Source organism: Pseudomonas psychrophila (assembly GCF_001043005.1).
Classification (GTDB): Bacteria; Pseudomonadota; Gammaproteobacteria; order Pseudomonadales; family Pseudomonadaceae; genus Aquipseudomonas; species Aquipseudomonas psychrophila.
The window spans coordinates 66,082-79,786 of sequence record NZ_JYKZ01000003.1 but is presented as its reverse complement, the minus strand read 5'-3'; the positions used below and the strand labels follow the sequence as shown (position 1 = coordinate 79,786).

Annotated in this window: 13 protein-coding genes; 7 read left to right on the top strand and 6 right to left on the bottom strand. The window is 59.1% G+C overall.

Translation table 11 applies throughout. The features are described 5' to 3' along the window. The first annotated feature begins 68 nt into the window (after nucleotides 1–68). The gene (locus tag TU76_RS09435; RefSeq protein ID WP_048351539.1) at nucleotides 69–1,403 is read left to right on the top strand and encodes a sensor histidine kinase; all 1,335 of its coding nucleotides are present in this window, start codon (nucleotides 69–71) and stop codon (nucleotides 1,401–1,403) included. 72 nt (nucleotides 1,404–1,475) lie between these two features. Here the strand turns inward: TU76_RS09435 and TU76_RS09430 are convergent, their stop codons facing one another. Then, nucleotides 1,476–2,039: an NAD(P)H nitroreductase gene (locus TU76_RS09430; RefSeq protein WP_019828763.1), complete on the bottom strand. Its 564-nt coding sequence runs from the start codon at nucleotides 2,037–2,039 to the stop codon at nucleotides 1,476–1,478. A gap of 119 nt (nucleotides 2,040–2,158) precedes the next feature. On the opposite strand from TU76_RS09430, the gene TU76_RS09425 reads away from it, so the two are divergent. The 3 genes from TU76_RS09425 (at nucleotide 2,159) to TU76_RS09415 (ending at nucleotide 5,358) form a co-directional block, all read left to right on the top strand. Continuing rightward, nucleotides 2,159–3,613 carry a TrkH family potassium uptake protein gene (locus TU76_RS09425; protein ID WP_048351538.1) on the top strand — a complete coding sequence of 485 codons (1,455 nt, stop codon included), beginning with the start codon at nucleotides 2,159–2,161 and terminating at the stop codon, nucleotides 3,611–3,613. 18 nt (nucleotides 3,614–3,631) lie between these two features. Next, on the top strand, nucleotides 3,632–4,390 hold the full coding sequence (locus TU76_RS09420) for a helix-turn-helix transcriptional regulator (RefSeq protein WP_019828761.1): 759 nt from the start codon (nucleotides 3,632–3,634) through the stop codon (nucleotides 4,388–4,390). 77 nt (nucleotides 4,391–4,467) lie between these two features. Further along, nucleotides 4,468–5,358: a DMT family transporter gene (locus TU76_RS09415; protein ID WP_046809862.1), complete on the top strand. Its 891-nt coding sequence runs from the start codon at nucleotides 4,468–4,470 to the stop codon at nucleotides 5,356–5,358. Here TU76_RS09415 and TU76_RS09410 read toward each other — a convergent pair. After that, entirely contained in the window at nucleotides 5,352–5,639 is a 288-nt protein-coding gene (locus TU76_RS09410) for an Rdx family protein (RefSeq protein ID WP_019828759.1), read from the bottom strand. The two genes, TU76_RS09415 and TU76_RS09410, sit on opposite strands and share 7 nt — an antisense overlap. A gap of 70 nt (nucleotides 5,640–5,709) precedes the next feature. On the opposite strand from TU76_RS09410, the gene TU76_RS09405 reads away from it, so the two are divergent. Continuing rightward, nucleotides 5,710–7,893, top strand: a complete 2,184-nt coding sequence (locus TU76_RS09405; RefSeq protein WP_019828758.1) for a patatin-like phospholipase family protein — start codon at nucleotides 5,710–5,712, stop codon at nucleotides 7,891–7,893. A 118-nt stretch (nucleotides 7,894–8,011) separates the two neighbouring features. On the opposite strand, the gene TU76_RS09400 is transcribed toward TU76_RS09405, so the two are convergent. Then, nucleotides 8,012–8,446: a MarR family transcriptional regulator gene (locus TU76_RS09400; protein WP_019828757.1), complete on the bottom strand. Its 435-nt coding sequence runs from the start codon at nucleotides 8,444–8,446 to the stop codon at nucleotides 8,012–8,014. Between the two features lie 119 nt (nucleotides 8,447–8,565). After that, nucleotides 8,566–10,695, bottom strand: coding sequence for a DNA helicase RecQ (recQ, locus tag TU76_RS09395; protein WP_048351537.1), 2,130 nt, complete (start codon nucleotides 10,693–10,695; stop codon nucleotides 8,566–8,568). Between the two features lie 270 nt (nucleotides 10,696–10,965). Here recQ and TU76_RS09390 point away from each other — a divergent pair, with 270 nt between their 5' ends. Together TU76_RS09390 and TU76_RS09385 are read left to right on the top strand one after the other, a co-directional pair. Further along, entirely contained in the window at nucleotides 10,966–11,553 is a 588-nt protein-coding gene (locus TU76_RS09390) for a UPF0149 family protein (RefSeq protein WP_019828755.1), read from the top strand. 4 nt (nucleotides 11,554–11,557) lie between these two features. After that, the gene (locus TU76_RS09385) at nucleotides 11,558–11,956 is read left to right on the top strand and encodes a YbaN family protein (protein WP_173667403.1); all 399 of its coding nucleotides are present in this window, start codon (nucleotides 11,558–11,560) and stop codon (nucleotides 11,954–11,956) included. Between the two features lie 95 nt (nucleotides 11,957–12,051). Here the strand turns inward: TU76_RS09385 and TU76_RS09380 are convergent, their stop codons facing one another. After that, on the bottom strand, nucleotides 12,052–12,657 hold the full coding sequence (locus TU76_RS09380; RefSeq protein ID WP_037032741.1) for a tRNA-uridine aminocarboxypropyltransferase: 606 nt from the start codon (nucleotides 12,655–12,657) through the stop codon (nucleotides 12,052–12,054). Nucleotides 12,658–12,674: 17 nt separating this feature from the next. Then, nucleotides 12,675–13,568: a LysR family transcriptional regulator gene (locus TU76_RS09375; RefSeq protein WP_019828752.1), complete on the bottom strand. Its 894-nt coding sequence runs from the start codon at nucleotides 13,566–13,568 to the stop codon at nucleotides 12,675–12,677. Between the last annotated feature and the right edge of the window lie 137 nt (nucleotides 13,569–13,705).

Here is a 13,705-nt window from a genome sequence, read left to right as displayed (position 1 = left end):
CATCAAGCCCAACGGCCCCTGGCCGTTGGGCTTTACTCGTTTTAAACCACAACTCGTGAGGAATTACCGTGCGATCACTGTTTTGGCGCATTCTTGCCAGCTTTTGGCTGGCAATTGCCTTGGTCGCAGGGCTGTCGATCCTGCTGGGGCATATGCTCAATCAGGACGCGTGGATTCTTTCCCGCCACCCGGGGATCGCCAATCTGGCGCAACAATGGACTGAGCGCTACGAAACCCAGGGCGCCGACGCGGCGCAAGACTTCCTCGAAAAACGCAAACGTCGTTACCACATCGATGTGCAGGTTCTTAACGAAAGTGGCGACCCCGTAGTACGCGGCACCTTCCCGCGCCGGGCAGCCGCCTGGGAAGCTCGCCAGCACCCGGGCGAAGAGCAGTTGCCGTGGCGCCGCCTGACGGTCGAATACACCAGCCCGAAAACCGCCGAAACTTACCTGCTGATTTATCGCATTCCGCACCCGGAACTGGATGCCTGGCATCGCCAGAGCCTGCTCTGGCCGCTGAGCGCATTGGGAATTGCCCTGGTGGTGCTGACCCTGTTCAGCCTGGTGGTCACGTTGTCGATCACCCGGCCACTTAGCCGCCTGCGGGTGGCGGTGCACGATCTGGGGCAAACCACCTATCAACAGAACAGCTTGGCGCGCCTGGCCTCGCGCCGCGATGAGTTTGGCGTCCTGGCCACCGACTTCAACCGCATGGGTGCCCGCCTGCAGAGTTTGATCAGCAGTCAGCGCCAGCTGCTGCGCGACGTGTCCCACGAACTGCGCTCGCCACTGGCCCGCCTTAAAATCGCCCTGGCACTGGCTGAGCGCGCCGGACCTGAAGAGCGGGAAAAACTGTGGCCGCGGCTGACCCGCGAATGCGATCGGCTCGAGTCATTGATCAGCGAGATCCTGACCCTGGCCCGGGTTGATGCCGATCAGGCGAGCGCGGAGCACGTCGAGCTCAATGCCCTGCTCTACTCAGTGCAAAAGGATGCGTCGATGGCGGTCCCTGAGCAACCCGTGCAATTGCATGCCGAGCCGGATTTGAGCCTCAATGGCTGGCCTTTGATGATCGAGCGTGCGGTGGATAATCTGCTGCGCAATGCGCAACGTTTCAACCCGCCCGGCCAGCCGATCGAGTTGAGTGCGGCGCGCGAGGGCGAGCACATCACCATCAAGGTTCGCGACCACGGACCTGGAGCGGCTGAAGAGCATTTGACGCAGCTGGGCGAACCGTTCTTCCGCGCACCCGGCCAGACAGCCGCCGGGCACGGATTGGGACTGGCGATTGCACGCCGTGCGGCGGAACGTCATGGCGGCCGCCTGGTACTGGGCAATCACCCGGACGGCGGGTTTATCGCCACCCTGGAGTTACCGCTGGAGCCCAACGGCAATCTGTGAAGGTTGCGCTTTCACTCAATGCGTAGCAGCTGTCGAGCTCCGCGAGGCTGCTGCTACGAGTATGTGTGCTTCTTAATTGACCGACCACGCCTTCACGAACTCGGCGCTATCCACTTTCGGCGCGGTACGCAGTTCGTTCTGCGGTGTCCCAAGATACAAAAACGCCACTACTTCTTCGCCTTCGCCCAAGCCCAAACCTTTGGCGACGTGCGGTGCATAGGATAACTCGCCCGTGCGCCATACCGCGCCAACGCCCTGGGCATAAGCCGCCAGTTCAATGGCATGGGCCGCGCAGCCTGCAGTAATCAACTGCTCAGACTTCGGTACTTTGAAGTGATCCTGCAAACGGGCAATCACCACTACCACCAAAGGTGCACGCAAAGGCATGGCGCGAGCCTTGTCCAACGCCGCTTGTGTCACCTCGCCACCCTGGGCCTGCACGGCCTCGGCAAGTATTTCACCCAATTGATTGCGCGCTTCGCCTTCAACCGTCAAAAAACGGTAAGGACGCAACTGGCCGTGATCCGGCGCACGCAGTGCGGCCGCAAAAAGTACTTCACGTTGCTCAGCCGTTGGCGCCGGATCAAGCAAGCGCGGGGCAGAAACACGGTTGAGCAAAGCGTCGAGAGCCTCCATTGGCCACCTCCTGAAGAAAATGTGCAGCTATTCTAACGGTATCTCCCTAAGGCCTGGCGGTTTACATAGCCCAGACCACAGGTAGAATGGCGCCCCTCTTTCATGCCCGAGCTGACTTCATGGCGTTGCCGACCTTACGCATCATCGGTTTTATTATCGGCATCTTCCTGATTACGCTCGCGATCAGCATGGCTGTGCCCATGCTGACCCTGGTGATTTACGACCACTTGGGCGACTTGCCGTCTTTCCTGTGGGCCAGCCTGATTACCTTTATTGCCGGTTTGGCGCTGGTGGTACCTGGACGCCCCGAGCAGGTTCACCTGCGCCCCCGGGACATGTACCTGCTGACAGTGTCCAGCTGGGTCATCGTGTGTATCTTCGCCGCGCTGCCATTTTTGCTGACGCAGCACATCAGCTACACCGACTCTTTTTTCGAAAGCATGTCCGGCATTACCGCCACCGGTTCCACGGTATTGAGCGGGCTGGACACCATGTCCCCCGGCATTTTGATGTGGCGCTCAATGCTCCACTGGCTCGGGGGCATTGGCTTTATCGGTATGGCGGTAGCGATTTTGCCCTTGCTGCGAATCGGTGGCATGCGCCTGTTCCAGACCGAATCTTCTGACCGTTCGGAAAAGGTCATGCCCCGCTCGCACATGGTGGCCAGACTGATAGTGGCCGCCTATATCGGCATCACCATCATCGGTAGCCTGGCGTTCTGGTGGGCGGGCATGAGTGTGTTTGACGCGATCAACCACGCCATGTCGGCCATTTCCACCGGTGGATTCTCGACCTCTGACCAGTCGCTGGCCAAATGGTCACAACCGGCGGTGCACTGGGTAGCCATTGCCGTAATGATCATGGGCAGCTTGCCGTTTACCCTGTATGTCGCCACCCTGCGCGGCCATCGCAAGGCGCTGATCAAGGACCAACAGGTACAAGGCTTGCTCGGTTTGCTGCTGGTGACCTGGATCGTACTCAGCGCCTGGCTGTGGTGGACCACCAACATGCCCTACTGGGACGCCTTTCGCCATGTGGCGCTGAACGTAACTTCGGTTGTTACGACCACAGGCTTTGCGCTGGGCGACTACAGCCTGTGGGGCAATTTCTCGCTTATGCTGTTTTTCTATCTGGGCTTTATTGGCGGGTGTTCGGGCTCGACCGCAGGCGGAATCAAGATTTTCCGCTTTCAAGTGGCCTATATCCTGCTCAAGGCCAACCTTAATCAGCTGATCCACCCCCGCGCGGTGATCAAGCAGAAGTACAACGGCCACCGCCTCGACGAAGAAATCGTACGCTCGATTTTGACCTTTTCGTTCTTCTTTGCCATCACCATTTGCGTGATCGCCCTGGCCCTTTCGTTGCTGGGGCTGGACTGGATGACCGCCCTCACCGGCGCTGCCAGTACCGTGTCCGGCGTTGGACCGGGGCTGGGCGAAACCATTGGCCCCTCCGGCAACTTCGCGAGCCTGCCGGATGCAGCCAAGTGGATTCTGTCCCTGGGCATGTTGCTGGGGCGCCTTGAGATCATTACCGTGTTCGTACTGTGCATTCCGGCATTCTGGCGGCACTGATCCACACATGAGGTCGCCATGGACCAAATCCTGTCACTGCGTCATTACCGCCAAGAGGTGATTGCTCACAGCCATGAGCACGCGCAGGTGGTGATCAGTCTGTCCGGCAAACTCGATTTCGAAGTGGACGGGCGCGCCAGCCTGTTGCGCCAGCAACACCTGATCATTATTCCCGCAGGTGCCCACCACACCTGCGGCAGCCCGCAAGGCAGCCACTGCCTGGTGCTCGATGTTCCGGGGCAAAACTGGCTCGGGCAAACCCTGGGCGAGCACGCCGATGCCAGCCGTCGCTTGCTCGACACGGCCGGTCACCTGATCCTGGACCCCAGGCAACATCAATTGGTGAGCTGGCTGGCCAGCAGTCCTGTGAGTGATCCGCTGATTGCCCGCCAGGGTGCGATCCTGCTGTTGGCCAGTTTGAACCAGCTTGCACCCGAACAGGTTCAACCCAAACGCCTGCCCTATGCCGCCATGGATGCCTACATCGAGCAAAACGCCGCCTACCCGCTGCAGGTCGCGGACCTGGCACACATCGCTGGCCTATCCTGCGCCCGCTTGCACAGTCGTTTTGTCAGCGAGAGCGGGCAGACTCCCATGGACTACATTCGCCAACGCCGCCTGTACAGCGGCTTGACGCTGTTACGCCACAGCGCTCTGCCCATTGGCGAAGTCGCCAGCCGCGTCGGTTACAGTTCACAAAGCGCTTTTGCAGCCGCCATGCTCCGGGAATTCGGCGCCTCGCCTTCGGTGCTGCGCCGCGAGTCTGGCGACAACTGACGCCAGTCTCACGACAGACAGCCCCCCGCCCTGCCCCTTAGACTGCACGTCTTGCCCGTATTGATTTAAGGAATGCAATGACTCCGCGTACCGCCTTGGGCGCTCTGCATATCGGCGCCTTGCTGTTTGGCCTGACTGGCGTTTTCGGCAAGCTTGCGGCCGCTTCAGCTTCGGTCATCGTTTTTGGTCGCGCCGCATTTGCGGTGCTGGCGCTGGTCTGTTTCGCCGGGCTGGCCAAAGGCTGCTGGTACAAACTGACCCTGCGCGATGCCCGCAATCTGCTGTTAAGCGGTTTGCTGCTGGCCGGGCACTGGGTGAGTTTTTTTGTTTCGGTCAAGATCGCCGGGGTCGCGATTGCGACCTTGGGCTTTGCCAGTTTTCCGGCGTTTACGGTGATTCTCGAAGGATTGATTTTTCGCGAACGCATCCGGCTCAACGAAATCATTCTGGTGGTTCTGGTCAGCGTCGGGCTGATTCTCGTCACCCCCAGTTTCGATCTGGCCAGCCAGGCCACCGAAGGGCTGCTGTGGTCAATCGCCTCGGGGCTGCTGTTCTCTTTGCTGTCGCTGAACAACCGCGCCAACGCGGGACGAGTTCCGGCCGTGCAGGCAGCCATGTGGCAGAACGTGGTAGTCGCCTTTTGCCTGCTGCCATTTGCCGCCCCGCAGCTGAACGATGTTCGCCCGCTGGACTGGCTGTGGATCTGCCTGCTCGGCGTACTTTGCACCGGGCTGGCTCACAGCCTGTTCGTCGCAAGCCTGGCGGTGATCAAAGCGCGTACAGCTGCCGTGGTCTTTGCCTTGGAGCCGGTCTACGGCATCACTCTGGCATGGCTGCTGTTCCACGAAACACCTTCGCTGCGCATGCTACTGGGCGGGGTGCTGATTATTGTCGCGATTGTGGTGTCGAGCCGCATGGCCAGCGGCCCCGCTACGGGCAAGTCAACACTGGACGCCGCCGCTCACTGAACCCGATCGTTATGCCCGAGGTCGCGCTGTGGATCGATCTGGTCGCGAACGCGCTGCTTGAGCACCTTGGCCTCGGGAAAGCCGCCATCGGCCTTGCGCTCCCAGATCTGTACGCCATCGCAAGTGATGCGAAATACCCCACCGGTGCCCGGCTCCAACGCGACCCGGCCAAGGTCTTCGGCAAACGTGCTGAGCAACTCCTGGGCCAGCCAGGCAGCGCGCAACAGCCACTGGCATTGGGTGCAGTAGGTGATGACAATTTCGGGTTTGTTTGACGACATGATTTCAAAGGCTCTTGAAGGAAAGGCGCCGCTATAATAACCGCCTTTGTCGCTTGCCCAGAGATTCATGATGCGCCGCCTGCTGAGCTGTTTACTCCTGTGTTTATGCCCCTTGGTGCTGTTTGCTGCCGAAGCGGCCAAGCCAAAAATCGGCCTGGTACTGTCCGGAGGGGCGGCCCGTGGCCTGGCCCACGTCGGCGTACTCAAGGCGCTCGAAGAGCAAGGCATTCATATCGATGCCATCGCGGGCACCAGCATGGGGGCAGTGATCGGCGGGCTGTATGCCTCGGGCTACAAGATCGATGAGCTGGAAAAACTCGCGCTGGGCATCGACTGGCAGGAAGCCCTGTCAGACGCTCCGGCCCGCGAAGACATACCGTTCCGGCGCAAGCAGGATGACCGTGATTTTCTGGTCAAACAAAAACTCAGTTTTCGCGATGATGGCAGTCTGGGCTTGCCATTGGGCGTGATCCAGGGCCAGAACCTGTCGTTGCTGCTCGAAAGTTTGCTAGCTCATAGCAGCGACATCCGTGATTTCGACAAGCTGCCGATCCCGTTTCGTGCCGTGGCCACCGATATCGTCAATGGCGAAAAGGTGGTGTTTCGCAAGGGCCATCTGCCCCAGGTGATCCGCGCGAGTATGTCGATCCCGGCGGTATTCGCCCCGGTTGAGATCAACGGGCAGCTGCTGGTTGACGGGGGCATGGTCGACAATATTCCCGTGGATGTAGCCCGCGAGATGGGCGTGGACATGGTCATCGTGGTGGACATCGGCACCCCGCTTCGGGGGCGCAAAGAACTCAACACCGTGTTCGATATCCTCAACCAGTCCATTACCCTGATGACCCGCAGCAACTCCGAAGTGCAGCTGGCGTCGCTCAAACCGGACGACATCCTGATCCAGCCCGCGCTGGCCAGTTATGGCGCCACCGATTTTGGTCGCTCGCAAGACATCATCAACGCCGGCTACCGCGCCACGCAGATACTCGAAAAGCGCCTGGCCAGCTTGCACCATGACTCCAACACTCAGTTGGCTGAGGCCCGAACCCCCGAAGAACGCACCCCGGTCATTACCGCGATCAAGATCGAAAACGATTCGAAAATCGGCGACTCGGTGATCCGCTATTACATTCGCCAACCCATTGGCGAGCCGCTGGACCTGGGCCGTTTGCAACGGGATATGGGCACGCTGTACGGGCTGGACTACTTCGATCAGGTGCAGTACCGCGTGGTGCACAAAGGCCAGGACCGCACGCTGGTCATCAGCGCCCGTGGCAAACGCAGCGGTACTGACTATCTTCGCCTGGGGCTGAACCTGTCTGACGATATGCGCGGCGACAGCGCGTTCAATATCGGCGCCAGTTACCGCATCAACGGCATCAACACCCTGGGTGCCGAGTGGCTGACTCGGGTACAGATTGGCGACAAGCAAGAGCTGTACAGCGAGTTTTATCAGCCGCTGGATGCGGGCTCGAGGTACTTTGTAGCGCCCTACATCAACGCCCAGTCACAAAACGTGGAAGCCATCCTCGATAACGACCCTATTGCCGAGTACCGACTTGAGCGTTACGGCTTTGGCCTGAATTTTGGTCGTCAAATCGGCAACAGCGGCGAGATCCGCTTGGGTGTGGGCGAGGCATGGGGCAAGGCCGACGTGCGAATTGGCGAGCGTGACTTGCCAAGCACCAGCTTCAATGAAGGCTTCTACGACCTGAAATACTCCTTCGACTCTCTGGATAACGTGTACTTCCCCCACTCCGGTGAAGACATCAACCTGAGCGTGCGTCAATTCGATCCGGGCATCGGTTCGGACGAGCGTTATCGTCAATGGGAGTTCAATCTGGACAAGGCCCTGAGTTCGGGACCCGACACCTGGATTTTGGGCGGACGCTACGGGCGCACGCTGGACAAGGCCAATGTGGTGACATCGAGCTTCCTGCTCGGCGGCGCACGGCAGTTGTCTGGGTTCAGGGAAGACGGGATTTCGGGGCAGAACATCAGCCTGATGCGTGCCGTGTACTATCGCCGTCTCACGCCGCGCTCATACTTGCCGTTTGATTTCCCGCTGTATGCCGGTGCCTCGCTGGAACGCGGGCGCGCCTGGAACAACGACAACGAGTTCGACAGCGGCTATATCAATGCGGCGAGTATTTTTATCGGTTTCGACACACCGCTGGGCCCGCTGAACTTCAGCTATGGCTTTAACGATGATGACCAAAAGGCGCTGTATTTGAATTTGGGGCAGACGTTCTGACGATTCAAACCAATGTGGGAGCGAGCCTGCTCGCGATGCTGGCAGCACGGTCTTCCAAAGAGACCGCAGTGATGCCATCGCGAGCAGGCTCGCTCCCACAAGGGGAAATGTGCAGGGATCAGTGCTTTTCGAGGTTATCCAGAATGCGCTTGTGAACGCGCAGGCAAATACGCTGCTCTTCTTCGTCGACGCCCACAAACAACTCTTGGCGCAAGGCCGTGGCGATGGCTTCGATCTGCTCGATCAACGGGCGGGCGGAGTCACTCAGGACGATTTTCTTGGCGCGGCGGTCTTCGACCACCGAGTGACGCTGAACCAGGCCCTGGGCTTCAAGGCTGTCGAGCAAACGAGCAAGGGTCGGGCCTTCAACGCCAACGCTTTGGGCCAGTTCGCGCTGAGTAGGCGCCTCGTCAAAACGGGCCAGATGCAAGAGCACCAACCAGCGCGCCTGGGACAACCCCAGACCGGCAAGACGACGATCCAGCTCGGCACGCCAGCCACGGGACATTTGGGCCAGTTGCATACCAAAACGGTGCTGATCGGTTAACGGCATAAAAAACTCGATGATTAGACTGAAAATAGAGTGAAGCTAATTATTAGTCAGCTAAGCATGCCGCTTGCTCATAGGCAAGAGGTGCAAGTCAATCAATCGTTACATAATCAGCTACATGGTCACATTTCTAACTCAGATTGCAGCGCTGCACGCACGCAATACAGCACACCTTCCGGGACACGCCCCTTGAACTGCTCGGCGATGCTGGCAACGCTCGGCAGTTCGCCTTCACCATCCAGGAACGCATCCTGTACTTCTTCCATCAGGTCTTCAGGCAAGTCCAGCGCCTGTTCCAGCGATAGCTCCTGACGACCAATGGCTTCGGCCAGCATTGTGTAAACGTTCTTTTCCGAACACTGCAATTGTCCGCTGATCTGCATTGGGGTCATGCCGGCACGGGCCAGGCTGATCAGCTCGTGGCGAATATCGGCCACCACTTTGGGCGTTTCGGCTTGCCCGCCCAACACTTCGAGGAACGCCTCACCGTAACGCTCCAGCTTACGCGCACCCACACCACTGACCGTTGCCATCTCGGACAGGGAGGTGGGTTGGCTACGCAACATTTCGAGCAAGGTTGAGTCGGGAAAGATGACGTAAGGCGGCACACCGTGTTCTTCGGCCAACTTGCGCCGCAACGCGCGCAGGGCTTCCCACTGTTCTCGCTCTTCGCCACGCACCAATTGACTGGCCGGGCTGGCAGAGCTGCTCTTGACTGTAGTTTGCGGCTTGAGCTCGCGGCGCAGTTCCAGGGTCACTTCGCCACGCAGCAAAGGCCGGCAGCTGTCGCTCAGACGCAAACCGCCAAAGCCTTCGATATCAATATCGGCCAGACCACGGGCCACCAACTGGCGGAACAGCGTGCGCCATTCGCCTTCGCTACGGTCTTTGCCGACACCGAACACGGCCAGGTGCTGATGCCCCATGCTGCGGGTCTTTTCGTTTTCTCGCCCCAGCAGCACGTCGATCAAATGCCCGGTGCCATAACGCTGACCCGTGCGATAAATCGTCGAGAGTGCCTGACGTGCAGGCTCGGTGGCATCCCAGGTTTGAACGCCATCCATGCAGTTATCGCAATGCCCGCAAGGCTGTGGCATATCTTCATCAAAATACGCGAGCAGGGTCTGACGACGGCAGCGGGTTTCTTCGCACAACGACAACATCGCATCGAGCTTGTGGTGTTCAAGACGCTTATGGCGCTCGTCGCCTTCGGAGTTTTGCAGCATTTGCTTGAGCATCACCACGTCTTGCAGACCGTAGGCCATCCAGGCATCAGCCGGCAGGCCATCGCGCCCTGCACGACCGGTCTCCTGGTAATAAGCCTCAAGGGACTTGGGCAGATCCAGATGCGCGACAAAACGTACGTTGGATTTATCGATACCCATGCCGAACGCGATGGTCGCTACCATGATCAGCCCTTCCTCATTGAGGAAGCGCTTTTGGTTGGCGGCGCGGGTTTCACTCGGCAAACCGGCGTGATACGGCAAGGCCGGGAAGCCCTGCTCGCACAGAAACTTCGCCACCTCATCGACCTTTTTGCGCGACAGGCAGTACACGATGCCTGCGTCGCTGCGGCGCTCCGATAGAAACGCCAGCAACTGCTTGCGCGGCTGTTCTTTAGGCACAATGCGGTAAAAGATGTTGGGACGGTCAAAGCTCGACAAAAAACGTTCTGCGTTCTGCAAATGCAGGCGGGTGACGATTTCTTCGCGAGTACGCTTGTCTGCCGTGGCGGTCAGGGCGATACGCGGCACATTGGGGAACACTTCGGCCAACTGGCCCAATTGCAGGTATTCCGGGCGGAAGTCGTGACCCCACTGCGATACGCAATGGGCTTCGTCGATGGCAAACAGGGCGATATCCAGGCTCTGCAAAAACGCCATCATGCGCGGTTGCACCAGACGTTCGGGGGCCAGGTAAAGCATTTTGACTTCACCGCGCTTGATGCGGTTGGCCAGATCACGCTGTTGTTCGGCGCTGAGGGTCGAATTCAAGGCTGCAGCTGCCACCCCGAGTTCTTCAAGGGTTGCCACCTGATCGTCCATCAAGGCGATCAATGGCGAGACCACTACCGCCAGACCATCGCGCAGCAGTGCCGGCACCTGGAAGCACAAGGATTTGCCGCCGCCGGTCGGCATCAGCACCAAGGCGTCACCACCACTGGCCACGCGCTCAATGATGTCACCCTGACGACCACGGAAACTGTCGTAGCCGAAGATGTCTTTGAGTACGCGTTGAGCCTGTTCGAGCATAGAAACTCCAGAAATCGCCGAAACACCCCTGCGCCAGCGCGATCCGGCACGGCCGCAAGCCTTTTAAAGGCTCGGGCACAAGGCGCCGGTGCGCTACATTCATCGCAGGGCATCACAAAACGCGGCAGTATACCCGAGCACTCCCCCGCTGCGGGTTGTGTAATTGCAACACTGATAACCGGGAACTGATGGCAAATGTGCCCTGCGACTGGCTTGGGAGCTCAAGAAAGCCTAGAATTCACTATCGTTTATTTACTAGGTAGCACATTAATGTCCTTCGCTGAGCAACTAACCCGCCTGCAAGTCTTCCTCGACGCCGACGAGCTGCATGACGAGGCGCTGGACTACGTGGCCACCCACGGCTATCTGACGGCCCTGTCCATCTGCTCTGAAGAGGTTCCTGAGCGTGAATGGATCGATGCGATCTTCTCTGAAGCCCCGCATTACAAGGACGACGCCCAGCGCGCAGAGATCGAAGGCACGCTGATTCAACTCAAGGCCCACATCGCTCGCCAACTGGCGTCCGACGAAGAGTTCGAACTGCCTTGCGACCTGGATCTGGGTGACGAGCCGGATGACTCCGACCTGCGTGGCTGGTGTGTAGGCTTCATGGAAGGCGTATTTATGCGCGAAGCCGCCTGGTTTGAAACCGCCGAAGAAGAAGTCAGCGAAATGCTGCTGCCAATCATGGTGGGTTCGGGTCTGTTCGATGACCAGCCTGAGTTCGAAGACATCGCCAAGGATGCCAACTTGATGGACGACATGATCGTCCAGATCCCGGAAGCGCTGACTGCCCTGTACCTGCTGTGCCAGGCGCCAGACGAAAAGCCTGCGATCCTCAAGCCTCGTCACCACTGATTCAGTGACACCTCCCGATTTCAGCAACCGCTCGCGGTTGCTGCGCCACGTTCTGTTTGCCATCGGCTGGCTGAGCGTGGCGCTGGGAGTGATCGGCATCTTCCTCCCTGTTCTGCCCACGACTCCCTTTCTGCTATTGGCTGCCGCGTGCTTTGCTCGCAGTTCGCCGCGCTTTTATCAATGGTTGGTCGAGCACCCTCGACTTGGGCCATGGATCCGCGATTACCTTGATGGCAACGGCATTCCGCTCAAAGGCAAGGTCTACGCCATTGGCCTGATGTGGCTGAGTATCGGGGTGTCCTGTTACCTGGTGCCTTTGCCCTGGGCAAGGGGGTTCATGTTGACCAGCGCGGTGCTGGTGAGCATTTACATCCTGCGTCAAAAAACCCTCGAAAAACCCTGAACCCTTTGTGGGAGCGGGCTTGCTCGCGATCGCATCAACCCGGCTTCCCTGACATACCCCGCTGCCTGCATCGCGAGCAAGCCCGCTCCCACACGTTACGACTTGTCCCCGTGATTTTTCAGATAGGTTTCAGCACCCATTGCCTCGATCTGCCCTTCGATCAACGCCTCAAACGGACGCAGCAAGGGCGCAAACGAAGTGGCCGGCTCAAGGATTTCAAGCGCCTGCACGATGGCTTCCAGGGTCGACAGGGCTCCCGGCCCCGGCGCTTTGCGCAGGCGGTAACGGGACACCGCACCTTCAGGCAGCGTGACCCGGGGCAACTGTGCCAGCAAGGGATTCAGGTGCAATAGCTTGCGGGCCTTGCGCCACGTGCCATCGGGCACCACCAGCAGCACTGGCAAGTTTTCGCCTGACGCAGCGCTTGCCTGCAGCAACTGCGCATCAGCCCCCGGAAACAGCAACCGCGCCTGGTACCCCGGCGGGCTGAGCAACCTGTCCAGATCCTCAAACACTTCGCCCACCAGCAGCTCGGCATTGATCAACCCCAGCGCTGCCAACCGCGCGGTGTTCAGCGCATGATTGACCTCGCTGGGATGCTGTAACAGCAACACCCGGGTGCGGCTGTCCAGGTGCGTAATCAACTCGCATAAACAGTGAGATTGCGGGCGCATGCAGCGAGGGCATTGGGCTCGTGACATGAAATTAAAGCTCTCGTTCAAGGTTGATTAAGCTGTGCTTTGAGCAGGTCGCGAAAGGTTTGAATCAGCGGTTCACGGCTGCGACCACGGCGCACGATCATCGAAAACGGTGCCTGATAACCAAAGGTCGCAGGGAGCAGCACACGCAGGTCGCCCTTCTCTACCCAGGGCTCTGCGTAATGCTCTGGCAAGTAACCAATGTAAGCACCCGAAAGCACCAGGATCAGCTGCGCCTCCATGCTGTCCACCGTCGCCGCGCTGTGTTTGAAGCCGTGGCGCGCCAGCTCTGCTTGGCTCCAATAACCGCGACCGACCATCCTCTGCTGAGTAATCACCTGCTCGGGAATACGACGCTCGCTGAACAGGGGATGCCGCGTGCTGCAGTACAACCAGTGTTGCTCACGATACAACGGCTGATAGACCAACCCGCTCATGCGTGTCGAAAACGCACCGATGGCCAGATCCAGGCGATTGTCTTGCACGCCTAGCTGCAATTCATAAGGGCTCATCACTGATAAATGCAGGTGCACCGCCGGGTGTTCCTGACTATAGGCACCAATCGCCTCGGCAAAGGGCAAGGCCTTGTCGCTGACCGTGGAGTCGATAACGCCCAGGTTCAAAGTGCCGCGCAATTCACCCTTGAGCGCAGCAGCGTACTGCTCAAAACCTTCCAGCTCACCCAACAGGCGCAGAGTTTCCTGATGAAACAGCTCGCCTTTGCTGGTCAAGCTGAACCCACCGCGCCCGCGATGGCACAGCACCAGGCCGAGATTGGCTTCGAGCTGGCTCATATAGGTGCTGATGGCCGATGTAGAAAGGTTTAGCGCCTGCTGCGCATTGGCAAACCCCTGATGCCTGACCACGCTGGCAAATATTCGTAATAGTTTCAGATCAGGTAAAGCGTTGGCCATCAAACTCTCACTTGCCACTGCGGGAGCGGGCTTGCTCGCGATACAGGCGGTCTTGGGCATCAGAGTCTACCGCCATTAGTTTAGAAAAACCTGAACTAAGTATTTGCCTACAGCGATTCTTCCCACCGCGTACCTTT

What these genes read in the sequence shown, in the direction of transcription:
- TU76_RS09425 (WP_048351538.1), top strand. Translation starts at nt 2,159, where the DNA reads ATGGCGTTGCCGACCTTACGCATCATCGGTTTTATTATCGGCATCTTC.
- TU76_RS09380 (WP_037032741.1), bottom strand. Translation starts at nt 12,657, where the DNA reads ATGTCACGAGCCCAATGCCCTCGCTGCATGCGCCCGCAATCTCACTGT.
- TU76_RS09410 (WP_019828759.1), bottom strand. Translation starts at nt 5,639, where the DNA reads ATGTCGTCAAACAAACCCGAAATTGTCATCACCTACTGCACCCAATGC.
- TU76_RS09405 (WP_019828758.1), top strand. Translation starts at nt 5,710, where the DNA reads ATGCGCCGCCTGCTGAGCTGTTTACTCCTGTGTTTATGCCCCTTGGTG.
- TU76_RS09400 (WP_019828757.1), bottom strand. Translation starts at nt 8,446, where the DNA reads ATGCCGTTAACCGATCAGCACCGTTTTGGTATGCAACTGGCCCAAATG.
- TU76_RS09375 (WP_019828752.1), bottom strand. Translation starts at nt 13,568, where the DNA reads ATGGCCAACGCTTTACCTGATCTGAAACTATTACGAATATTTGCCAGC.
- TU76_RS09430 (WP_019828763.1), bottom strand. Translation starts at nt 2,039, where the DNA reads ATGGAGGCTCTCGACGCTTTGCTCAACCGTGTTTCTGCCCCGCGCTTG.
- TU76_RS09415 (WP_046809862.1), top strand. Translation starts at nt 4,468, where the DNA reads ATGACTCCGCGTACCGCCTTGGGCGCTCTGCATATCGGCGCCTTGCTG.
- TU76_RS09420 (WP_019828761.1), top strand. Translation starts at nt 3,632, where the DNA reads ATGGACCAAATCCTGTCACTGCGTCATTACCGCCAAGAGGTGATTGCT.
- recQ (WP_048351537.1), bottom strand. Translation starts at nt 10,695, where the DNA reads ATGCTCGAACAGGCTCAACGCGTACTCAAAGACATCTTCGGCTACGAC.
- TU76_RS09390 (WP_019828755.1), top strand. Translation starts at nt 10,966, where the DNA reads ATGTCCTTCGCTGAGCAACTAACCCGCCTGCAAGTCTTCCTCGACGCC.